The organism is Nocardia sp. NPDC059229 (genome assembly GCF_042754165.1).
In the GTDB taxonomy this organism is placed as follows: Bacteria; Actinomycetota; Actinomycetes; order Mycobacteriales; family Mycobacteriaceae; genus Nocardia.
In genome coordinates, this window is record NZ_JBHZAK010000029.1 from 37,263 (window position 1) to 60,764 (window position 23,502).

At 67.8% G+C, this 23,502-nt stretch carries 11 protein-coding genes, 1 tRNA gene and 1 pseudogene; 8 read left to right on the plus strand and 5 right to left on the minus strand.

Annotation, left to right across the window (positions count from 1 at the left end):
- Positions 1-12: 12 nt before the first annotated feature.
- Complete coding sequence (locus ACFXHE_RS39245) at positions 13-13,746, minus strand: type I polyketide synthase (RefSeq protein ID WP_379390039.1); 13,734 nt, start codon at positions 13,744-13,746, stop codon at positions 13-15.
- A gap of 613 nt (positions 13,747-14,359) precedes the next feature.
- Here ACFXHE_RS39245 and ACFXHE_RS39250 point away from each other — a divergent pair.
- Both ACFXHE_RS39250 and ACFXHE_RS39255 read left to right on the plus strand, forming a co-directional pair.
- On the plus strand, positions 14,360-14,590 hold the full coding sequence (locus ACFXHE_RS39250) for a hypothetical protein (RefSeq protein ID WP_379390040.1): 231 nt from the start codon (positions 14,360-14,362) through the stop codon (positions 14,588-14,590).
- Between the two features lie 133 nt (positions 14,591-14,723).
- Positions 14,724-14,800, plus strand: a tRNA-Pro gene (locus ACFXHE_RS39255).
- An 81-nt stretch (positions 14,801-14,881) separates the two neighbouring features.
- Here the strand turns inward: ACFXHE_RS39255 and xerC are convergent.
- Entirely contained in the window at positions 14,882-16,123 is a 1,242-nt protein-coding gene (xerC, locus tag ACFXHE_RS39260; RefSeq protein WP_379390042.1) for a tyrosine recombinase XerC, read from the minus strand.
- Between the two features lie 906 nt (positions 16,124-17,029).
- Between xerC and ACFXHE_RS39265 the strand changes: the two genes are divergently transcribed.
- Both ACFXHE_RS39265 and ACFXHE_RS39270 read left to right on the plus strand, forming a co-directional pair.
- Positions 17,030-17,419 carry a hypothetical protein gene (locus ACFXHE_RS39265; RefSeq protein WP_379390044.1) on the plus strand — a complete coding sequence of 130 codons (390 nt, stop codon included), beginning with the start codon at positions 17,030-17,032 and terminating at the stop codon, positions 17,417-17,419.
- Entirely contained in the window at positions 17,416-17,706 is a 291-nt protein-coding gene (locus ACFXHE_RS39270) for a hypothetical protein (protein ID WP_379390046.1), read from the plus strand. The genes ACFXHE_RS39265 and ACFXHE_RS39270 overlap by 4 nt, the downstream gene beginning before the upstream one ends.
- Before the next feature lie 79 nt (positions 17,707-17,785).
- Here the strand turns inward: ACFXHE_RS39270 and ACFXHE_RS39275 are convergent, their stop codons facing one another.
- A complete protein-coding gene (locus tag ACFXHE_RS39275; protein ID WP_379390048.1) occupies positions 17,786-18,001 on the minus strand; it encodes a hypothetical protein in 216 nt (71 codons plus the stop codon).
- 186 nt (positions 18,002-18,187) lie between these two features.
- Here ACFXHE_RS39275 and ACFXHE_RS39280 point away from each other — a divergent pair, with 186 nt between their 5' ends.
- From ACFXHE_RS39280 to ACFXHE_RS39295, 4 genes and pseudogenes are all read left to right on the plus strand, one after another.
- Positions 18,188-18,340 carry a CopG family transcriptional regulator gene (locus ACFXHE_RS39280; RefSeq protein WP_379390050.1) on the plus strand — a complete coding sequence of 51 codons (153 nt, stop codon included), beginning with the start codon at positions 18,188-18,190 and terminating at the stop codon, positions 18,338-18,340.
- Between the two features lie 44 nt (positions 18,341-18,384).
- Positions 18,385-19,860, plus strand: a pseudogene (locus ACFXHE_RS39285) (DHA2 family efflux MFS transporter permease subunit).
- 24 nt (positions 19,861-19,884) lie between these two features.
- Positions 19,885-20,232 (plus strand): VOC family protein, encoded by a 348-nt coding sequence (locus ACFXHE_RS39290; RefSeq protein ID WP_379390052.1) that lies wholly within the window; start codon positions 19,885-19,887, stop codon positions 20,230-20,232.
- Positions 20,233-20,262: 30 nt separating this feature from the next.
- Positions 20,263-21,726 (plus strand): aldehyde dehydrogenase family protein, encoded by a 1,464-nt coding sequence (locus ACFXHE_RS39295; protein WP_379390054.1) that lies wholly within the window; start codon positions 20,263-20,265, stop codon positions 21,724-21,726.
- Between the two features lie 293 nt (positions 21,727-22,019).
- Here ACFXHE_RS39295 and ACFXHE_RS39300 read toward each other — a convergent pair whose 3' ends face one another.
- Both ACFXHE_RS39300 and ACFXHE_RS39305 read right to left on the minus strand, forming a co-directional pair.
- Positions 22,020-22,166, minus strand: coding sequence for a hypothetical protein (locus tag ACFXHE_RS39300; RefSeq protein ID WP_379390056.1), 147 nt, complete (start codon positions 22,164-22,166; stop codon positions 22,020-22,022).
- A gap of 564 nt (positions 22,167-22,730) precedes the next feature.
- Entirely contained in the window at positions 22,731-23,330 is a 600-nt protein-coding gene (locus ACFXHE_RS39305) for a beta/gamma crystallin domain-containing protein (RefSeq protein ID WP_379390058.1), read from the minus strand.
- Between the last annotated feature and the right edge of the window lie 172 nt (positions 23,331-23,502).

A 23,502-nucleotide genomic window follows, 5' to 3' on the forward strand; every position in this document is an offset into this window, starting at 1 on the left:
TGCCGGGGTTGCTCATGCTGGGCCAAACTCCTCGTCGATCAGATCCAAGAGCTCACTGTCGGATAGCGCAGTGTCGGAATCGAATTCGAGATCGTCGTAGCCGCTGCGCGCCCACGTACCGCCCAGGTGGGCGACGAGGCGCTCGTTGACGCCCCGCAATCCGGTGACGATCTCGTCGTTGTCGCTGCCGTTGGCGATGATTCGCTCGAGCAGTGCCTCGAGCCGCGCCAGGTCGTCGGCCGTCGCCGACGGCGGTTGCGCCGGCGCGGTCACCACGGTCTGCGCCAGCAGGTAGTCGGCGACATCACCCGCCGTCGGATAGTCGAATACCAGGGTCGAGGGCAGCGACAGCCCCGTCACCTTCGCCAGCCGGTTTCGGAATTCGACGCCGCCGAGGGAATCGAAACCGAGTTCGTTGAAGCCCCGATCGGGTCCGATGTCGTCGGCCGAGCCGTAGCCCAGCACCGCCGCCACATGCTCGCGCACCAGGTCCAGGACGAACCCGCGGCGCTTCGCCTCCGCCACACCGTGCAGACGGTCCCCGAGCGACTGCGCACTGCTCGGCGCGGTGACCGACCGGGCGCGGGTGCGAACGAATCCGCGCAGCACCGCGGGCACCGGACCGGAATGCGATTCCATACGCAGTTTGTCGGTGTCCAGCCGCGCCGGCACCGACACCGGTTCCGCCGTGGTCAGCGATTCGTCGAACAGGCGCAGGCCCTCGGCACGATCCAGCGGGGCCAGGCCCAGTCGCTCCAACCGGTTCATGGCGGCACGATCCAGGACGCCGGTCATACCGATGTCCTGCTGCCACGGCCCCCAGGCGAGCGCGAGCGCCGGGAGTCCCGCGGCGCGGCGCTGCACCGCGAGGGCGTCCAGGAAGCTGTTCGCGGCAGCGTAATTCGCCTGCCCGGCCGAACCGATCATTCCGGCGATCGACGAGAACATCACGAATGCCGACAGCTTCAGGTCGCGGGTGAGCTCGTGCAGAGTCCACGCCGCCTCGGCCTTGGGGGCGAACACCCGGTCGATCTGGTCGCCGGTGAGCGTGTGGAACGCGCTGTCGTCGAGCACGCCCGCGGCGTGGACGACGCCGGTCAGCGGATGCTGCGCGGGCACGGCGGCCAGCAGGTCCCGAAGCGCGTCGCGGTCGGTGACGTCGCAGGCGGCGATCCGCACTTCGGCACCGGATCGCGCCAGTTCCGCCGCGAGTTCTGTTGCACCGTCCGCACTCTCGCCGCGGCGTGAGACCAGCAGCAGGTGCCGCACCCCGTGTTCGGCGACCAGGTGGCGGGCCAGCAGCGCACCCAACCCCCCGGTACCGCCGGTGATCAGCACCGTCCCGGGACCGAACGACACCCGCTCGGCCGCCGAGGATGCCAGCGCCTGTAGTCGCGGCACCAGGACACCATTGCCCCGTACCGCCGCCTGCGGTTCTCCGGTCGCGATCACGGCTCGGATCGAGTCGGCCGAAAGGTGCTGCACACCAGCGGATTCCTCGGCGTCGAGCAGTACGATCCGCCCCGGATACTCGGTCTGGGCGCTTCGTATCAGCCCCCACACCGCGGCCGATCCGGTGTCCGGTGTCTCTTCGGGCAGCGCTGCCGCCCGTCCCGTCACCACGACCAGCTGCGACCGCGCGAATCGCTCGTCGGCCAACCAGTCCCGCACCGTACGCCGGGCGGCATCGACCCGTTCGCGTGCGGATGGCTGCGAATCATCGTGCAGCGCTAGGGCTTCGGACCACACCACGACAGCTGGAACGATCGGAGCCGAGGCGAGTGTCGCCAGATCCGGGTACTGCTCATCGATTCCGGCCACGTGCCCGGCCCCGAGCACGGCCATGCTCCCGGCCGAAGCGTCGGCGAGCACCTCCGCCGGTGCCCAGCGCAACCCGTACCGTGCCGCGCGGCCGCCGGGCAGCGCGGCCCGGAACTGCTGGACGTCGTAGGAGCGCATGAGTACTTCGTCGATGCTGACGACCGGGTTGCCGTCCTGGTCGACGGCCACGACGGAGATCGCCTCACTGCTGCGCTGGATGGCCATCACCCGCAGCCTCGTCACCGTGGACGTGGTGTGGAATTGCGTTCCGCCCCAACGGAACAGCAACTTGCCCTCGGATGCGTCGCCCTGGTGGTCGGGCCAGATCAGACAGGCGAGTCCGGCATGCATCACCATGTCGAACAGCGCCGGGTGCAGCTGGAACCGGTCGGCCGGGGTGTCCTCGGTCAGGGCGACCTCGGAGAAGACCGTGTCGCCGCTGCGCCAAGCGGCCTCGATGCCGAAGAACGCGGGTCCCCATTCCAGTCCGGCAGCACGCGCAACCTGGGCCGGAATCCATTCGGGGTCCACCGGTTCGGCATCGGCGGGCGGCCAGGAAGCGGCGCGCACCATGTCCACCAGCCCGATGTCGATCAACTGCCGGGCGCTGAGCACGCCGCTGGCATTGCGGGTCCATTCGCCGTCGGCGGCATCGCCGGTCAGGCGGTAGTGGAAGGTGAACGATCGGCGTCCCTCGGCGTCCGGTTCCCGCACCAGGACCTGGAGTTCGACCTCGCCCTCCGCCGGCGGCAGGATCGGCGCCTCGAGGGTGAGCTCCCCCACGGCGTCGCAGCCGATCCGCCGACCGGCGACCAGCAGCATCTCCATGAGCGCGGCGCTCGGGACGAGCACCACGCCGTAGGTGGTGTGGTCGGCGATCCAGGGCTGGGCGCGCAGCGACAGCCGTCCCGTGAACAGCCACTCGTCACGGTCGGCCACCCGCACCACATCGGTGAGCAGCGGGTGTTCCGAGGCAGCGCCACGGTGCTCCTCCGGACCGGGTTCGAGCCAGTAGCGCCGATGATCGAAGGCGTAGGTGGGCAGGGCGATTCGCGCCATCGGGCGGGCGGTGAACAGCTGATTCCAGTCGACCGTCACCCCGGCGTTGTGCGCCTGGGCGAGCATCGTCAGGAACTGCTCGACCTCGTCGTGGTCCCGGCGGGCCGCCGCGGCGACCACCGATCGGGCCTCGGCCTCCGCGGAGAGCGTCTGTCGGGTCATCGCCGCCAGCACCGCGTCGGGGCCGATCTCGAAGAACCGGCGCACGCCCGACGCCGTCAGCGTCTCGACACCGTCGGCGTAACGCACCGCGGCGCGCACCTGGGACACCCAGTACCCGGGCGCCAGGATCTCGTCGCCCGCGATCCGGCCGGAGACGTTCGACACCAACGGAATCCGCGGTGCATTGAACGTTATGCGCGCGACGAAGGTCTCGAACTCGGCCAGCATCGGCTCCATCCGAGGCGAATGGAACGCGTGCGATACCCGCAGACGGTTCGTCTTGCGTCCCTGCTCGGTGAACCGACGGTCGATCTCGTCGACGGCGTCCTCGTCACCCGAGACCACTACGGCCGCAGGCGCATTCACCGCGGCCACCGAAACCCGGTCACCGTATCCGGCGATCATGGCAGCGACTTCGGTCTCGGTCGCGGCGACCGCGAGCATCGCACCGCCTGCGGGCAGCGCCTCCATCAGTCGTCCGCGGGCCGCGACCAGCTCGCAGGCGTCGTCCAGGGACCACACACCGGCGACGTACGCTGCAGCCAGCTCGCCGATCGAGTGCCCGACCACCAGGTCAGGGGCGAGGCCGAAGGACTCGAGGAGCCGGTACATCGCCACTTCGAACGCGAACAGCGCGGGCTGGGTCAGTCGGGTCCGATCCAAGGTGCCGGTCTCCGCGGCGACTCTGTGATCGTCGATCAGGTGTCCGGTGAACATCACTTGCTTCAGGGAACATCCGAGCAAGGGATCGAACCGGGCACATACCTCGTCCAAGGCCGCGGCGAACACCGGGAAAGCGGCGGAGAGACTCGCGCCCATACCGACTCGCTGCGCGCCCTGACCGGTGAAGAGGAAGGCGGTCTTCCCGGAACCCACGGTGCCGGAAACCACTCCCGCAGAGGCGGATCCGGCGGCGAGCTTCGCGAGCCGCGCCATCAGTTCGTCGCGATCACCGCCGAGGACTGCTGCTCGCCACTCGTGCCGGGCACGTGTCGTGACGAGCGAGTAGGCCACGTCCGCCGCGTCGGCGTCGGGGTGATCGATCAGCCACCGGTGCAGTTTCGCCGCCTGTGCGCGCAGGGCGTTCTCGCTCTTGGCCGACACCAGCCACGGCAGCACCGTGCGCGGGCCGTCGGCGGCCGGTGACGAGACGACCGGTGCGGTGGGCGCTTCCTCCAGGATCAGGTGGGCATTGGTGCCGCTGACTCCGAACGACGACACACCGGCCCGGCGGGCCATTCCCCCGGCAGGCCAGGGTTCCGGGCGGGTCAGCAGGCGCACCGCCCCGGCCGACCAATCCACGTGCGGAGAGGGAGTTTCCGCGTGCAGGGTCGGGGGCAGGGTCTCGTGGCGCAGCGCCTGCACCATCTTGATCACGCCGCCGACACCGGCCGCCGCGACGGTGTGACCGATATTCGATTTGATCGATCCCAGGCGCAGCGGCTCGCGGTCGCCGCGATCCTGCCCGTAGGCGGCGATCAATGCGTTGGCTTCGATGGGATCACCCAGCGGGGTGCCGGTCCCGTGCGCTTCGACCGCATCCACGTCAGCGGGTGTGAGCCCGGCATTGGCGAGGGCCTGCGCGATCACTCGCTCCTGCGACGGGCCGTTCGGCGCGGTCAGGCCATTGCTGGCACCGTCCTGATTGACCGCGCTGCCGCGAACGACGGCCAGGATGTCGTGGCCCAGTCGCCGCGCGTCCGAGAGCCGCTCCAAGACCAGGACGCCCACGCCCTCGGCGAAGGCCACGCCGTCTGCTGTGGCGGAGAACGCCTTGCAGCGGCCGTCCGGCGACAACCCGCGCTGCCGCGCGAAATCCACGTAGAGATACGGGGTTGCGGCCACGGTGACGCCGCCCGCCAACGCCAGCGAGGTCTCGCCCTGACGCAATGCCTGACACGCCAGGTGAAGCGCGACCAGTGAGGACGAGCAGGCGGTATCGATGGTGACCGCCGGTCCCTCGAGGCCGAACACGTAGGCCACGCGGCCGGAGACGACGGAGTGGGTGGTGCCGGTCAGCCGGAATCCCTCCAGGTCGCCGGTGACGTTGTCGACATAGCCCGAGGCGCACGCGCCCGCGAACACGCCGGTGTCGCTGCCGCGCAACGTGATCGGGTCGATGCCGGATTCCTCCAGTGCTTCCCAGGAAGCCTCCAGCAGCAGCCGCTGCTGGGGATCCATCGCCAGGGCCTCGCGCGGGCTGATTCCGAAGAAGCCGGCGTCGAAATCTCCTGCGTCGTCGAGGAATCCGCCGCCGCGGCTGTAGACCGTTCCGGGCTTGTCCGGATCCTGGTCGATCAGGCGCTCGAGATCCCAGCCGCGATCGCCCGGGAATTCCGTGGTGGCATCGGTCCCGGACCGGACCAGGTCCCACAACTGCTCCGGGGTACGGACGCCGCCGGGGAATCGGCAGCTCATGCCGACGATCGCGATGGGCTCGTCCACGCGGGCGCGGCGCGAGACGCGGGTCGGCCTGGAACCGGATTCGGTTCCCTCGATCTTGCTGTGCAGCAGGGCGGCGACCGCCGCGGCGGTGGGGTGGTCGAAGACCAGGGTGGACGGCAGTTGGACACCGGTGGCCTTCGCCAGCCGGTTACGGAATTCGACGCCGCCGAGCGAGTCGAATCCCAGGGCGTCGAATCGTTCGGTGGGACTGATGTCTTCGGCGGAACCGTGTCCGAGCACGGCTGCCGCGTGCTCGCGGACCAGGTCGAGCACCACCTCGGCACGGTCGGCCTCGGGTACCCGGCTCAGGCGCGCGCCCAGCGAACTCGACGGGGCCGCAGCCTGAGTCGTGGTGCGGGGCAGGAAACCACGGAGCACCGACGGCACATCGCCGGTGCCCGCTTCGCGGCGCAGTTCGGCCGGGTCGAACCGGATCGCCGCCAGGTGCGCGGCGGCGCGGCCGGTGGCCGCATCGAACAGCCGCAGGCCTTCGTCGTGCGCGAGCGGGTGCAGGCCGAGCCTTTCCCAGCGGGCGAGGGCGCTGCGGTCCAAGCCACCGGTCATGCCACCGGCGGAGTTCCAGGGCCCCCAGGCCAGGGAAATCGCCGACAGCCCTTCGGCGCGGCGACGGTGCGCCAGGGCGTCGAGGAAGGCGTTGGCCGCCGCGTAGTTGCCCTGTCCCGCCGAGCCGATCGTTGCGGCGACCGACGAGAACAGGACGAAGGCGGACAGGTTCCGGTCACGGGTGAGTTCGTGCAGGTGCCATGCGGCGGCGGCCTTCGCGGTGAACACGCGCCGCAATTGCTCGGTGGTCAGGCCCGCGAGGGTGCCGTCGTCGAGGACGCCCGCGGCATGGACCACGGCGGTCAGCGGATGATCGGCGTCGAGGGAATCCAGCAGCGAGACGAGGGCGTCCCGATCGCCCACATCGCAGGCCGCCGCACGGACGGAAGCACCGGCTTCCGACAGCTCGCGCACCAATTCGGTTGCGCCGTCGGCGGTTTCGCCGCGCCTGGACACCAGCATCAGATGGCGGACGCCGTGCGCGGTGACCAGATGCCGAGCCAGCAGTGCGCCGAGGCCACCGGTGCCGCCGGTGATCAGGACGGTGCCGGCGCCGAACGAGGATCCGGGCTCGGCGTCGTGGTCGGCTCGCGTCTTCGCCAGCCGGGGCACGAGCAAGGCTCCGGCGCGCACCGCGACCTGCGGTTCGTCTGTGGCGATCACTGCGGCGACCAGAGCTTGGTCGACAGCGGGCACGTCGGCCGACGGGTCGGTGTCGAGGAGAACGAATCGGCCCGGGTATTCGGTTTGGGCGCTCCGCATCAGGCCCCAGACCGTTGCCGCGGCGAGATCCGGTGTCTCGCCGGTCAGCGCGGCGCCGTTCGAGGTCACCACGACCAGTCGGGTGTCGGCCAGACGTGGTTCCGTGAGCCAGGACTGTACCGTCGCCAGCACCGATTGCAGGTAGCCGCCGACGGCCGTGGGATCGCCGGCCGCGGCGTCGCCGTGCGGAAGCCAGGTCACGATATCTGGAATCGATTGTGCTGCAATGAGTTCCGAGGGGGCCGCGTAGGTGGCGATACCGGCGACTGGCGCTGAACCGAGCACGGCCATCCGGTCCGCGGCGGGACCCGGTGTCGCTGCTGCCGTCGGCGTCCACTGGATGTCGTAGAGGTCGGCGTCATCCGCGGCGAGGGTGCCGCGCATCTGTTTCACGTCATAGGGCCGCATGACGACGGCATCGACGGAGACTACGGGTCGCCCCGAATCGTCAACGGTCGCAACGGAGATGGTCTCCCGGCCGCTCTCGACGGCGATGACCCGCAGCGTGGTTGCCTTGACCAGCGGCTGATGTAGTCGCGCGCCGCCCCAGCGGAACAGCAATCGGCCGGTGTCGGGGTCGCTGTCCTGATCGCGCCAGATGAGTCCGGCCAGCCCGGCATGCATCACCAGGTCGAGCAGGGCCGGATGCAGATCGAATCGCTCCGGTTCGGGCGCGGCGGCCGTATTCAGGGTGATCTCGGAGAAGACGGCCCCGTCCCGCTGCCAGGCGGCGTCGACACCGAGGAATGCCGGGCCGTATTCGAGTCCGGATCCCTTCGCGATCCGCTCGGGAATCCATGCGGTATCGAGGGTTTCGGCGTCGGTCGGCGGCCATGCCTCGTCGCGCAGCTGGTCCAGCAGGGCGTCATCGCCGTCCCAGGCGGGGGCGAGGACACCGCTGGCGTTGCGGACCCATTCGCCCGCGCGGCCGGCCTTGCGGAAGTAGAAGCTGAACTGGCGTCGACCGGTCGGGTCCGGCTCCTGCACCGATACCTGGAGTTCGACCTCGTCGGTTTCCGACGGGAGGATCGGAGCCTCCAGGGTCAGCTCCTCGACGACGCCGCAATCAATTCGGCTGCCCGCGACGAGCAGGAATTCGATCAGGGTCGCGCTGGGCAGCACCACGGTGCCGTAGGTCATGTGGTCGGCGACCCACGGGTCGGTGGGCAGCGAGAACCGGCCGGTGAAGACGAACTCGTCCTTACCGGCCACCGGGAAGACACCGGTGAGCAAGGGGTGAGTCTGGGGGTCACCGGTGGCTTCGCGACGCGGCGGCAGCCAGAATCGCTGATGCTGGAAGGCGTAGGTGGGCAGGGGAATTCGTCGGGTCGACCGGCAACCGAGCAGGGGTGTCCAATCCACCCGCACACCGGCGGTGTGAGCGTGTGCCAGCATCGTCGAGAACTGTTGGGGCTCATCGTGATCCCGGCGCGCGGCCGCGGCCACCACCGAAGCGGACTCGACGTCCTCAGGAAGGGTCTGCCGGGTCAGCGCCGCCAGCACCGCGTCGGGGCCCACCTCCAGGAATCGGCGCACCCCCGAGGCGATCAGCGTCTGGATACCCGGCGCGAATCGCACCGCGCCCCGCAGCTGGCGAACCCAGTAGGCGGGCTCCATGATCTCGTCCCCGGCCAGCTGACCGGAGACGTTCGAAACCACGGGAAGCCGGAGCGGGTTGTAGGTCAAATCCTGTGCGACAGACTCGAATTCGGCCAGCATCGGCTCCATTCGATGCGAGTGGAAGGCGTGGCTGACCCGCAGCCGCGACGTCTTCGCGCCTCGCTCGGCGAAACGGGCCTCGATCTCGGCGACGGCGTCCTCGTCACCCGAGACCACCAGGGCCTGCGGCGCATTCACCGCTGCGACCGAGACGCGCCCCGGATAGCCGGCGACGACCTCGTTCACCTCGGACTCGGGCGCTCCGACAGCCAGCATCGCACCGCCCTCGGGCAGCGCGCCCATGAGACGGCCGCGCGCCGCCACCAATCGGCAGGCGTCCTCGAGCGACCACAGACCCGCGACATGCGCGGCCGCGATCTCGCCGATCGAATGACCGATCACCACATCCGGGGTGACGCCGAACGACTCCAGCAGGCGGTACAGCGCCACCTCGAAGGCGAACAAGGCCGGCTGGGTGAACTCCGTCCGATCCAGGACAGCGGTACCGCCATCGGGGGAACCGTTGAACATGACGTCCCGGAGCGAGCACTCCAGCAATGGATCGAAGTGGGCGCACACCAAATTCAGCGCGTCGGCGAACACCGGGAATGCCTCGTACAGCCCGGCTCCCATGCCGATCCGCTGTGCGCCCTGCCCGGTGAACAGGAAGGCCGTCGTCCCTGTGCCGATGACACCCGTGACAACACCGGCACCGGTCCCCGATTCGGCGAGATTCGCCAGCTGCTCGAGCAACTCCGCGCGATCGCGACCGAGGACCACGCCGCGTGAATCCAGCTGCGCCCGCGAATTCGCCAGCGCCTCGGCCGCATCCGCGATGTCGATGTCGGGGCGCTCGGACAGCCATGCACCCAATCGAGCGGCCTGAGCACGCAGACCCGCCTCGCCCTTTCCAGACACCAGCACTGGGATGAGCGGTGCGGTACTACCCGGCTGGCCTTCGGCGGCCACCACCGGTACGGCTGGCGCTTCCTCGAGGATCACGTGTGCGTTGGTGCCGCTGATCCCGAACGACGACACACCGGCCCGGCGTACCCGATCGCCCGCGGTCCACGGTTCGGCGTCGGTCAGCAGGCGCACCGCGCCCGCGGCCCAATCCACGTGTGGCGACGGCGTTTCGGCGTGCAGTGTCCGCGGCAGGCGCTCGTGCCGCAGGGCCTGCACCATCTTGATCACGCCGGCCACACCGGCGGCGGCCACCGCATGGCCGATATTCGATTTCAATGAGCCGATCCGCAGCGGTTCCCGCTCGCCGCGATCCTGGCCGTAGGCCGCGATCAACGCCTGGGCCTCGATCGGATCACCCAGGGCGGTGCCGGTTCCGTGCGCCTCCACCGCGTCGACGTCGACCGCGGTGATGCCCGCATTGGCGAGGGCCTGGGCGATCACTCGCTGCTGCGACGGACCGTTCGGCGCGGTCAGGCCATTGCTCGCACCGTCCTGGTTCACGGCGCTACCGCGCACCACGGCCAGGACATGGTGACCGAGCCGCTGTGCGTCCGAGAGTCGCTCGAGGACGAGCACACCCGAGCCCTCCGACCACGCCACACCATCGGCGCCCGCCGAGAACGCCTTGCACCGGCCGTCCGGTGACAGGCCGCGCTGGCGGGCGAAGTCCACGTACAGGTACGGGCTGGCCGCGACGGTCACGCCACCGGCGAGCACCAGCGAGCTGTCGCCCTGGCGCAGCGCCTGGCAGGCCAGATGCAATGCCACCAGCGACGACGAGCACGCCGTATCCACCGTCACCGCCGGGCCCTCCAGGCCGAACGCGTACGCGACGCGGCCGGAGATGACGCTGTGCGAGGTGCCGGTCAGGCGGAAGCCCTCCAGGTCGCCGGTCACCCGGCCGGCGTATCCGGACGAGCAGGCGCCGGCGAAGACACCGGTGTCGCTGCCCCGCAACGACACCGGGTCGATGCCCGCGTCTTCGAGTGCTTCCCAGGATGTTTCGAGCAACAGCCGCTGCTGCGGGTCCATCGCCAAGGCTTCGCGCGGGCTGATGCCGAAGAATCCGGGATCGAAATCTCCTGCGCTGCTGAGGAATCCACCGTGACGGGTGTAGACCTTGCCCGGCTTGTCGGGGTCGGGGTCGAACAGCCGGTCCAGGTCCCAGCCACGATCCTCGGGGAATTCACCGATCGCGTCCCGGCCCGCCGCGAGCAGGTCCCACAGGTCCTCGGCGGAACGCACACCGCCGGGGAATCGGGCGGCCATGCCGACGATCGCGATCGGTTCGTCCGTATTCGCGCGCCGCGAGATCCGGCGCCGACCCCGATCGGCCCCGGTGACCCGGGCCTGCAGCAGTGCCGCAACCGCATTCGCGGTCGGGTGGTCGAAGATGAGCGACGACGGCAGGGGCACACCGGTGGCGCGCGTCAGGCGGTTCTGCAACTCCACGCCGCTGACGGAGTCGAAGCCGAACTCGGTGAAGGGCAGGTCGGGGTGAATGGATCGGGCCGACTCGTGGCCGAGGATGGCGGCGGCCTGCTCACGGACAAGCTCGAGAACGACGGTGCCGCGCTGATATTCGGGGGTCGCCTGCAATGTCCGTGCCAGCGGGCTGTCATCCCACGCCTGCTCACTGCCCTCGGGCGTGTGGTCCTCGGTGACCTCGATGATGTCGGTCGAGCCGCCGGACATGGCCGGCGTACCGGCCCAGAAGTTGCGGCGCTGGAACGCGTACGGCGGCAATTCGATCCGCGCCCCGCCGGAGACCAGCGCACCCGGATCCACCTGCACGCCGGCGCAGTGCGCCTGTGCCAGCGAGGCCAGGAAGCGGTCCGGGCCGCCCTCGCCACGCCGCAACGAGCCGACAACGGCGACGTTCTCGGCCGCGTCGGCGGCCTCGGCGGTCACGCCGATGCCCATCGTGAGCACCGGATGCGGACTCGACTCGATGAATCCGTTGACACCGTCGGCGATCAGCGCCGTGACGGCATCGGCGAATCGGACCGGCTCCCGCAGGGATCGATACCAGTATTCGGCGTCCAGTTCCGCGGTATCGAGCCGGTCGGCGGAGACCGTGGAGAAGAACGACACGGACCCGGATTGCGGGCGGATCGGCGCGAGTTCCGCGAGCAGGCGATCACGCAGCCGCTCGACCGCTTTCGAATGCGACGCGTAGTCCACCGGAATCGGGCGGGCCCACACACCGTCGCGGGCGCAGGCGGCGAGGAAGTCCTCCATCGCGGCGACATCGCCGGCGATCACGGTCTGCGCCGGACCGTTCACGGCCGCGAGCGAGAGCCGATCCCCGTACGCCGCCAACCGTTCCCGGACCGCATCCGCGCCGAGTCCGATCGAGGCCATACCGCCCTGACCGGCCAGTTCCTCGGCGACCGCGCGCGATCGGAGCGCCACCACGCGCGCCGCATCGGGCAGCGAGAGTCCGCCGGCGACATAGGCGGCGGCGATCTCGCCCTGGGAGTGGCCGATCACCACGTCCGGCTCCACGCCGGCCGCTCGCCACATCCGGGCCAGGGAGACCATCACCGCGAACAGCACCGGCTGCACCACGTCCACGCGATCCAGCGGGGGCGCGCCGGCCTCGCGGCGCAGTACCGCGGTCAGCGACCAGTCCACGTACGGCGCAAGCGCCGCTTCACATTCCGCGATCGACTCCGCGAACGCGCCGCCCGCGTCCAGCAGGCCCAGCGCCATACCCTCCCACTGGCTGCCCTGCCCCGGGAAGACGAACGCGATGCGGCGCTGCTCGGCCCGCCCGGTGGCGGGCTCGATCGCCACGGCGGGTGCGGTCGGGTCGGCCAGGGCCGCCAAACCGGCCAGCAGCTCGGAGCGATCCCGGCCGACAACGCTTCCACGCCACTCCATCTGGGCGCGCGTGGCCAGCAGTGAGTACGCCACATCGACCGCGGTCGAATCGGGATGCCGGAGCAGCCACTCCCGCAGCCGGGCCGCCTGCGCACGCACACCGGCCTCGCTGCGGGACGACACCACCCACGGCACCGCACCGGCCTCACCGGCGGCTGCGGCGGATCCGACGGCGGGCGCCTCCTCCACGATGACGTGGGCATTCGATCCACCCATGCCGAACGACGACACGGCCGCCCTGCGCACATCGGTCACGGGCCAGTCCTCGGTGCCCGTCACCACCCGTAAACCCAGGTCCTCGAGCGGAATTCGCGGATTCGGCGTATCGAAGTTCAGGCTGGCCACCAGTTCCTGGCGGCTCAGGCAGAGCACCGTCTTGATCAGGCCCGCGATACCGGACGCACCTTCCAGATGCCCGATATTCGTCTTGACCGATCCGACGGCCAGCGGGGCGTCCTGCGCCCGGCCCACACCGTAGGTCTCGCCGAGCGCGGCGGCCTCCACCGGATCACCGGCGGGTGTGCCGGTGCCGTGCAATTCGACGTACTGCACCGACGGCGCCTCGACGCCCGCGGCGGTCAGGGCATCGCGAATCGCCGCGGCCTGCGCATCCCGGCTCGGGGCGCTCAGCACTCGGCGCTCGTTGCCGGTGTTGATCGCGCTGCCACGGATGACGCCATGAATACGGTCGCCGTCGGCGATTGCCTGCGCGAGGGGCTTCAGCAGCACCATGCCGCCGCCCTCGCCGCGCACGAACCCGTCGGCCCGCGCGTCGAAGGTGTAGCAGGCGCCAAGCGCCGACTGCGCGCCGAACTGCTCGATCCGCTCACCGCTCGTCGGCGACAGAATCAGGTTCAGGCCGCCGGCCAGGGCCACATCGCTCTCGCCGCTGCGCAGGCTCTCACAGGCCAGATGCACCGCGACCAGCGAGGATGCCTGGGCGCTGTCGACCACGATGCTGGGGCCGCTGAAACCGAAATAGTTCGAGATGCGGTTCGCGATGATGCCGCGCCCGACACCCCACAGCGAGTGGCGGCTGACCCCCGGGCCGCCCCGGGAGGCCAGAATCTCGGCGAAATCGCTTCCGGTGCAGCCGAGGAACACACCGCAGCGCCGAGCCTCGCGCGCCGTGGCGGCCAAGCCCGCGTCCTCGAGCGCCTCCCAGCTCAGCTCCAGCGCCAGCAGCTGCTGCGGATCGAGTGCCCGCGCCTCATTCGGCGAGACCCCGAAGAAATCCGCGTCGAACTCCCCTGCGGTGCCGACGAATCCGGCCCGCTCGGTAATACTCCCCCGGCTCTCGGGAGCCGCGCCGATCGCGGCGCGCCCCTCCGTGAGCAATTGCCAAAAACTGTCGAGATCGGCCGCCCCCGGCATCCTGCAAGACATACCCACGATAGCGACGGCAAACGCCGATCCGGTCACCTCTGCAAATCCTTCCTCATGGCACGCACCCACTTCGCGCCCTCATCCACCGCCGGACAGTCGAAGACGACCGCGGCCAACAAGTTCCGTTCTTCTACCCTGGCCAACCCGCGGCCAAACACCATCGCACCGAGCGCTCAGCGTCCGGATCCAGTCGACAGCATGCCGACGACACAGATGATTCCTCTTTCGACACAACGGATTTCGATGCGACAGCGACCTAGAGAAGAGCCCGCATGATATGGGGTGCTTCCGCAGGGACCCTGGCCGAGGAGATGTTTCAGACCAGGTCAACCGACCCAGCTGTGCCGCCAGGCTCAGTCCAACAATTGATCAGCAACGATGCTGAAGACTGCCACACTACGTGGCCATGCCAACCCAATGAGGCATGTGTACCAGGGGTTTTCGAGCGGCGGGGGTCATCGTACTGAACAGTAGTTCGAACGATCTTGACTTGTCAATCGTCCAATTGCCCCCTAAACCACCGGCAGCACAGCCGAGGCAACCCACCCCACTTAGCCCCCGAGAGCGGCAATGAAAGCCGCACCCTTTTGCACTTTATTACCCTGCCGCACAAACGATTTCGAACATATGTCGAAACTATTGCCGTCCCATGACCGCCGCCGCAGGCACGCGGGTCCCGGCCGACACGTCGACCACCTATGCCGCACCCCTCCGGCACATGGAACCGACATCGCTCGAGGAGGATTCCGACCACCACGCCAGCGAGGGATCATGCGCCACACCGAAGCCTCGGATCACCCTCGGCTCGGTATACCCGCCCGACTCCGAGGCCATCCAGGACGAGGGACCACGCGGTGCGCGCAACCCGAGCACCAGATGAACCCAACCCTGCGACCACTTGACCCCCGTTCAAGTGCGCCCCACTACCCCACCACACGCCAAGTACCAGCCGATTTGGATGTTCAGGGGGGTCCTGGGGTAATCTCATCGAGCACAAGCGAGAGCGAATGCAACGGGCTGTGGCGCAGCTTGGTAGCGCACTTGACTGGGGGTCAAGTGGTCGCAGGTTCAAATCCTGTCAGCCCGACCAAGAAATCCCCTCCGACCAGGGTCGGAGGGGATTTTTTGTGTCACCGAACTCGTCCAAAATCGACCGTTTCTCACAGAAATCTCACGTTTTCGGCCGCTCTCCCCGCGCCCACCGCTCGAGAACCTCCCGGTTGTCGGGTGCCGTTTCGGGGATGTCGATGTAGTGAGCCTTGGCAACCGCTTTGGTGTTGCCGAGTTGTCGCGCGGCCCGCTCGGGATCGCCGTAGGCGTTGTCGACCGCCGTGCCGACCCCGCGCCGGAACGTCCGCGGAGTGACCCAGGAGTAGTTCTCCCCGCGGGCGGCGCGCCAGCTGCGCCCGAAGTTGGTGGGGTTGCGCAGCGACCCGTTACGCGCGGGAAACAGGACCCCGTGGGGGTTGGGTTGCCCGGTGACCTCGAGGTCCTTCAGCGCTTCGCGGCAGGCCTGCGCGGAGTGCTCCGGCAGCAGTATCCGCCGCCACCCGTTCGCCGACTTGGGGAACGGCTGACGCACCCACCCGCCGGTGCCGGATCCCTTCACCTCCACCAGCGTCCCCGTGACGTCGAGGTAGGGAATCGTGGCATCGAGATCGATATCCTCGAGCAGGACCGCGAACACCTCGTGCGGCCGCAGCCCGGTGCCGCAGATCAGGTCAGTCACCCACACCACCGACCAATCGCGCGGTGGGCCCGACGTGTATGCCGGCGTGCCGGGAACAGCCTCCCCAGATGCCCAGGCACGCACCTGAGCCCTGAAGCCCGGCAGTGCATCCTGGTCTCCGGCCTTGCCACGGGCGCGGGTACTGCGCCGGGTGAACGGGCTCACTCCGTCGACGGGATTGGTATCGACAGCACCGTGCCGGACGGCGATCTGCATCATTGCTCGCAGAATAATCTTGTGCTGCTTGGCCTTACGACGCATTCCCATCGCAACCAACCGCTTGAGATGACGGTCGAGCTCGCCAGCAGTCGCCTGCCACACCTGCAGATTCCCAATAGAATTCTCGATCTTGATGGTCTTCGGATCCGCGCGCTTGTCGGTCGACACATAGATCTCACGCCGGTAGTCCTCGACATTGCCGGCTGTGTAGGCATTATCGGCCTCGAGTTCCGTGATGAGCTCGGCCGCAAGCTCGATCAGCTTCGTGCTGCGCGTGATTCGTTGATACCCCAGCTGCTCTCGGTAATCGCGCATCGCCTCGGCGAGTCGGTTGCTGGCGTCGTCGGCACTGCGGCCGACACGCTCGATCTGATGAGACCCTGCCGCGCCATAGAAGCGAACAGTCGTGCGCCATCGCCCGTTCTTCTGCTTCTTCGGCTTCGTCGGAACACCGAACGTGCCCACCGGCTTCGGTATCCGACCTCCCATCTGTTACCTCCGTAAGTCTGGACCGTTGCGGGCGTCCGCTCGATCAATCAGTTGGGCTGGTTGTGATTTCTGTGCCTGCAAGCCGCGATGTCGGTGCATCGCGGTCAAATGTCGAACGTCTCAAACTGCCGACACCCACGGCGCTCAAGCCTGAGGGCCGCCAGGAAGTCGATCAAGAGTCAAAAGTTTGCTATCTAATTGCTCCCATGCCGGGTCATCGGCCCGCTCCCGAACAGTTGGCCGTTCCGACAAGGGCCGACTGTCCGGCGCGGATAGGAGGCGCTCACCTCGATCGTCATCCCCGCCGCACAGTTTGCCAAGAGCTTCATCAGGTCGTGACCGGCTGTGTGGACGCTGCGCCGATCGAACCAGGCAACGACACACCAAATGCCATCAGCGGCCCCGCTCGCCCTTGCCCATGAATCCCGGTCCGCCACAAGTCGACGGTGGGTGAGAACCGTAGTCGGACAAACCATTCGCCAGCACGAACATCTACAACGCGCCCCGATCAGTACCAGAAGGTGTACCGATGACTTCAGACTCCTCGACCACGAAACCCACTCGACAAGCGCGACAGCACGGTGTTCGATGGACCCACGCAACGCATCATCGAGAACCAAGACAGGCGTGGTTCGCGGCGACCGTGACCCCCGCGGCGCAACCGCACCGGGACGGAACGTCACCGTGGGAATCGACATCACATGTCGGACTTGCGGCCACTACGACCAGGTTCAGAGCGTTCCTGCGATCCGGGCGTCCGGCACGTCGACAGTCCACGGCATCGACTACCACTCAGGAATCGGCCTCAGCTCCGTAGGCCTGATTCCAGTTGTCAGCTCGGGCCGCGGTGTGGCGGGGACCCTTCTGCGGTGGGAGCAGCCCATGTCGATGACCCCGTTGGTGACAATCGCGATCCTCACACCCGTGGTGGCGGTGGCCGCCGCCTACGCGACGGTCGCGGCGACATACTGGTGGGAAAGCCGCCGCCGGGCAACACCGCTGAGCGCGCCCAACTCGGTGAACTACATCCGGATCGAGGACGTGCCGGCGCGGCTGCGGATCCACTGGCCTGACGCTCGGATGCTCCGACATGACATGGTGTCACCGAGTGATCGCACTGCACACTTCAGGGGGTATCAGTTAGTGGAGTCGCTGACGACCGTAACCCGCTGCGGGACAAAAGGTCGGAACACATGTAGCTCGGGACACGGGCTCGAATTCCCGCCGAACCTGTCGGCTGACGGTGCCATGCTGGGTTCGCTTTCGCCATGAAGGCGAGGTTGGTGATGATCTGCTACGCCTGCACGAACCCGACGTGCCTGGATTCGTGGCAGTACACCTCGGTATGCCCGCATGAGCAGCCGCGGCTGGGATCGTTCACGGCCGCTGATCGGGATGTCCGTGACCATCTGCGCAAGCTGAAGGCCGATGGTGTCATCGAGGCGCCGCTGCCGGGCGAGACCAGCCTGTTCCGCTGGATGCTGCCGTTCCTGCTGCTGTTCGAGCTGCCGGTGGCGCTGTTCTTGTTCTTCGTGGTGGTGCTGGTGTTCGCCCGCTGACCACTTCCGGTCTTGAATACGAGGCAGCCCCGGCAAATTCGGCCCGCCGGGGCTGCCTCGTTTTGAGCGTTACCGAAGGTTATCGGCCGATCTCGTGGTAGTTCTTCCGGTGGGTGGCGGTGCGGGCCTGCGGGCGCTCCTGCACAAGCTCAAAGCCCAGGTCCAAACCCGGTGGGGTGTGGTGCCGCTGATCGACATCCTCAAAGAAGCGATTCTGCGCACCGGGTGCCTGCGGCCGGTCACCTCCGTCGCCGATCGTGGCACTGCCCGAAGACGTTCTGGCGGAACGGAACACGGGGTTCTCCTCGGGCTGCTGGTTTTCCGCGCCAACGTTCGCCCTCTACGACCTCGAATGAATCAGCCACTGCTGCGCGCACTGATGGACTGACAAGGTCGCGCTGATTGCGCCCTTGGGCGGCTCGGCCGAACATTCCTGCTAGCATGCTAGTCAGACAGATTGCTAGCATGCTAGCATGACCGAGTGGGTGAGAAAGACGTCAAACAGTTCAACGTGTATCTGCCTGCCGAGCTGATCAAGCAGGTCAAGTTCCGCTCCATCGAGACCGGTATGTCGCTGTCGGCACTGGTCGCGGAGGCATTGCGGGCCTATCTGACGGAAGACCCCGGGCATTGATGCCGGGTTCTCGGCTTCGCAGGAATTGAAGATTGGTGAAATTCGTGATCGCGCAACGTAATCCATGGCTGGCGCTGGGTGCGCTGGTTCTCGGGTTCTTCATGATCCTGCTGGATTCGACCATCGTTTCGGTGGCCAATCCGGCGATCATGCGGGATCTGCACACCGATATCGTCCAGGTCATCTGGGTGACCAGCGCCTATCTGCTCGCCTACGCGGTACCACTGCTGGTGACCGGGAGACTGGGCGATCGCCTGGGGCCCAAACAGGTCTATCTGGCCGGGCTGGGCGTTTTCACCGTGGCTTCACTGTGGTGCGCCAGGTCCGGCAGTATCGAGATGCTCATCGCGGCCCGCACCGTCCAGGGCTTGGGCGCGTCCATGATGACGCCGCAGACGATGGCGGTGATCACCCGAACCTTCCCGCCGGAGCGACGCGGAGCGGCCATGGGACTGTGGGGCGCGGTGGCCGGTCTGGCCATGCTCGTGGGCCCGATCCTGGGCGGTGTGCTGGTCGACCAGCTGAGCTAAAACTGGATCTTCTACATCAACGTGCCGTTCGGCGTGGCCGCCTTCGCGCTGGCGTACCGGCTGGTGCCCACACTGGAAACGCATCCGCACCGATTCGACCGGGTCGGCGTGCTCCTGTCCGCGGCCGGGATGTTCCTGCTGGTCTTCGGCCTGCAAGAAGGCAACAGCCACAACTGGAACGGCGGGATCTGGGCCTTGATCATCACCGGGCTGGTGGTGCTGGCGCTGTTCGTGATCAGCCAGGCCCGCAATACCGCCGAACCGCTGGTGCCGTTGCGCTTGTTCGGTGACCGCAATTTCGCGCTGTCCAGCATTGCGGTCACCACGATGGGCGTATCGGTCACCGCCATGATGACCCCGTGGTACTTCTACCTGCAGGCGGTGCGTGGCTATTCGCCGACCGAATCGGCATTGGTCTTCGCGCCGATGGCGGTGGCCACCGCCATCAGCGGACCGGTGGTCGGGAAGTACTCCGACCGGCTGCCGCCGCGGGTCGTGCCGACGACAGGATTCGTCCTGTTCGCGGCCTCGGTATTCGCGATCGCCGCCGCCATGCGGCCGAGTGCGCCGATCACGATATTCCTGCTGGCCGGATTGGTTGCCGGCGTGGCCAATTCGTGTATCTGGGCGCCGCTCGCCTCGATCGCCACACGCAACCTGCCGATGTACCAGGCCGGCGCGGGCGCCGGGGTGTACAACACCACCCGGCAGCTGGGCTCGGTGCTCGGCAGCGCCGCCGTCGCCGCACTGATCTCCGCCCGCATGACAGCAAACGGGCTGAGCAGCACGGACACCGCCGGTGGGCACCTGCCCGCCGCGGTAGCCGACCGATTCAGCACCGCACTCGGCCAAGCCATGATCCTGCCGGCCGCCGTCCTGCTGTTCGGCGTCGCCGCCGCAACGCTGTTCGCCGGATCGCCCGCATCGATCCGCGACCAAGAATCAACCGCACGCACCGTCCCGGTCGGCGGCCGGGACGCCCGTCAGTAAACACCTCACACGAAGGAGAAACCTATGAGTACCAACGGCATCGAAATGATCTTCCTCGAGACCCACAACTGGGGCAAGGCAGCGAAGTTCTTCCAATCACTGGGCTACGAACTGGAATTCGACACCGGCCACGGCTCCGGGCAATTCCGCAACGCGACCGGCCCGGCCATCTTCATCGCCGAGGTCCCCGAAAGCCAGGAAACCCACATGCAACCCGTCCTCAGCGTGAACAGCCCCGACGAACTACGGATGGACCTCGACGTCGACGTGGTTTCCGCACCCGAGGACACCCACTACGGAACCCGGGAGATGGTCGTCCGCGACCCGGACGGGCGCACCTGGACGCTGTCGACACCGCTGAAGGACCAGTAGGCACCACCATCGACGTGAACGGATCCTCTTATGTCGGTAGACATCGCTCTGGCCCGTCCCGATGCGGACCTTTTCATCAATGGCACTTGGACCCGTGGTGACGCGGGCAGCCAGGACGTGGTCGATCCCGGAACCGGCAAGGTGATCGGCCAGGTGTCGCTGGCCGGCGAGGACCAGCTCGACGCCGCCGTCGCGGCTGCCAAGGCCGCCTTCCCGGCCTGGTCGGCCACGTTGCCTGCCGCATGGGGGGACGTCCTGAAGAAGGCGGCGTCCTTGCTCGCCGAGCACATCGAGGAGGCTGCGGCCACCATCCTGCTGGAGACCGGCAAGACCGAGGCCGACGCCCGCGGCGAGATCGTCCGCTCGATCGATACGCTCCAGTGGAACGGAGAGCACGCCGGCCGGATTGCAGCGACCACGTTCCCCGGTGCCGCACCCGGATCGCGGCGGCAGTCGATCCCGACGCCGCTGGGACCGGTTGCGGTCATCACCGCCTGGAACTTCCCAGCCGTGCTGGCGACCCGCAAGCTCGGTGCCGCGCTGGCCGCCGGATGCACCGTGGTGTTCAAGGCCGCGGAGTTCGCGCCCGCGACCGCGCGTCTCATCGTGGAGCTGCTGACGGAAGCCGGCCTGCCCGCGGGGGTCGTCAATCTCGTGTTCGGCGAACCCACTGGTGTGTCGGCGCGGCTGACGGCGTCGACGGACATCAAGGCGCTGTCGTTCACCGGTTCCACCGCCGTCGGCAAGATCCTCGCCGCGCAGGCCGCACCGAACCTGATCCGCACCGTGATGGAACTCGGCGGGCACGCGCCGGTCCTGGTCACCGACACCGCCGATGTCGACCAGGTCATCGCGACCACTGCGGGCGCGAAGTTCGGGTCGGCGGGCCAGTCCTGTGTCGCGCCTTCGCGCTACTACGTACATGAATCGCGCTACGACGAGTTTGTGGAAAAACTCACCGCCCGGGCGGCCTTGTACGTTCTCGGCCACGGCACGGAGGAGGGCGTCACGCTCGGCGCCGTCGCCCACCAGGGCCGGGTCGACGCGCTGTTCAGGCTCACTCAGGACGCGGTCGCGCACGGCGCCACGGTGACCACCGGCGGGAAACAAGTCGACCGGGACGGGTTCTACTTCGAGCCCACCATCGTGGCGGGCCTGCCCCTGGACTCCGATGCGGAGATCCTGTCGGAGGAGCCGTTCGGCCCCATCGCGACCGTCTCGTCGTACTCGACTCTGGATGAGGCGATCGAGGCTGCCAACCGCGCCCCGTACTCGTTCGCCGCTTACGTATTCACCACCTCGTTGCGAGTGCGGGACGAGACGGTAAAGCGTCTCAATGCTTCCAACATCGGCATCAACCAGCTGGCGCCGTCGCTGCCCGATGTGCCGCTCGGCGGTCTCGGGAACTCCGGGTACGGCTACGAGGGCGGCACCGAGGGGATCCTTGCGTTCACCCAGCTGCGGCTCGTGTCCGAGACGCCCGGGTCGGCCTGACCGGGCCGTTGGACCCCACGTCCCGTGTCATGTGCCTGGTGACACGGTTCTTACCTGCGAGCATCCGCCGACGGCCCCGGCTTCGCGGCTGGTGACACGATTCTTACTGGCACCCCCACCGCGAGGAACGCGCAGCCGCACGGCGGAGTCCTCGTCTACGTCCCGATGCCCTCAATCGTCTCGCAGTCATGGCAGCTAAGCGTGACTTTTCTCGTCACTGGCCTCACGGGCCGGGAACACCGCTATCTACCGCTGCGAGTCGCACGAATCGAGGTGGGAGGCGGCGTATCTCGCTACCAGGCATGGGGCTCGTGCACCGCGGGCCCAATCGCGACGTGTGCGAGCAACCCCGGCAGGTCGATGCCCAGATGCTCGGTGACCTCACACAGCGCGTTGTCCAGCGCCACCCGCGTGGACCCCGGCTGCGGGTGCAGCCGCACAATGGTGTCCTCCCAGCGGATTTCGACGCGGCAGACCTGGTCACCGCGGGCGGACCCGGCGACCGGCCGGGGTGCACCGATGACGACGTGGCCTCACTACCGCAGCAGCTGACCCGGCCGCTGATGAACACCTGCACCCGAGCACTCCCCCTCGACCGATCACGCATGGGACCGTTCGATAGTTCGACGCCGCACACGCCGCGGATTGCTCGACTCGGTGAATTATCTGCGGTAGTGGCGTAACCGCCGGATCCCGCACGTTATGCCACTACCCCCATCGTCATCAGGCAGGCGAGGTCGGCGCGATCATGCTGTTGTCCAGCCGGGTCCTGCCCTTCCCGACGAAGAAATCAGCACACCACCGGAGAACATCTTCACCGACGGCCAGAACGGCGACCGACCTGGCGTGACAAAGGCCAGCGAGCTGTTTCGCGGGCCTTTGTCGCCATGGTGCACAACATAATTCATCGGCGGGCTGGGGGTCGAGTTCGAGCAACCATTACCGCGCGGGCGGGGGACACGGGTCGGCCCTGCCTCGACCAACGCTGACCGAACGGGTCGGCGTTATCGGGTGGCGGTCAGATGGAAGGTGAATCGATTGTTTCCGGCCCGTTCGTAGGTCATGTTCTCGGGGAAGTGGGTGTCGTCGGAGACGTCCACAGCCGAGGTCTGGGGATTCCAGACGAAGTAGACCGAGCCGATCGCGACGTACTCTCCGGTGTGCTCATCGCGGACGTAGATCGCCGTGGTGACCGGTGGACCGCCGGCGGGCATGAAACCGATCAACGCGTACTCGGGATCACCGGAGTGGGTGGTGATTTCGCCGACCTCGTAGGAGACGACCTTGAGGCTGTAGCGTCCCGGCGCGGCGCCGGTATCGTCCTGGAGGCGAACAGCAATGGCCAGGGTGGTCTTTTCGACCACGCGGAAGGTAGACAGGCCGCCGATATCGGTGATGTCGGGTGTATCGACCTCCCATTCCCGGTACCGGCCCGACTGGCCGTAATGCTGCCAGGCGAGCACCTTCACCAGCTCTCCCACTCGGACAGACCGGAATCGGTCGTTGAGATCACCGGGCAGCGACTCTTGCGTGCCGAGCTTGTAGGCATGCGGCTCCCCTGCGTAGTCGACGTTGCGGTAGAACGTGGCTTCATCAACGCTCATGGTTTTCCTCCCTGCGACTGACTTGGTGTCGGCACCGGACGAACCAACCCCCCGGTTGCACTCACCCACGAAAAGACCGACCGGCATGAACGAAACCCGAGATCCGTTGGCTCCGTGGGACTTTCGACCGACAAACCCAGTTTACGAAGACGCCTCCGATCCAGTGGCCGAT

Coding starts and splice junctions, on each gene's coding strand:
- ACFXHE_RS39295 (WP_379390054.1), top strand. CDS start 20,263: ATGTCGGTAGACATCGCTCTGGCCCGTCCCGATGCGGACCTTTTCATC.
- ACFXHE_RS39290 (WP_379390052.1), top strand. CDS start 19,885: ATGAGTACCAACGGCATCGAAATGATCTTCCTCGAGACCCACAACTGG.
- ACFXHE_RS39250 (WP_379390040.1), top strand. CDS start 14,360: ATGACCGCCGCCGCAGGCACGCGGGTCCCGGCCGACACGTCGACCACC.
- ACFXHE_RS39265 (WP_379390044.1), top strand. CDS start 17,030: ATGTCGATGACCCCGTTGGTGACAATCGCGATCCTCACACCCGTGGTG.
- ACFXHE_RS39270 (WP_379390046.1), top strand. CDS start 17,416: ATGAAGGCGAGGTTGGTGATGATCTGCTACGCCTGCACGAACCCGACG.
- ACFXHE_RS39305 (WP_379390058.1), bottom strand. CDS start 23,330: ATGAGCGTTGATGAAGCCACGTTCTACCGCAACGTCGACTACGCAGGG.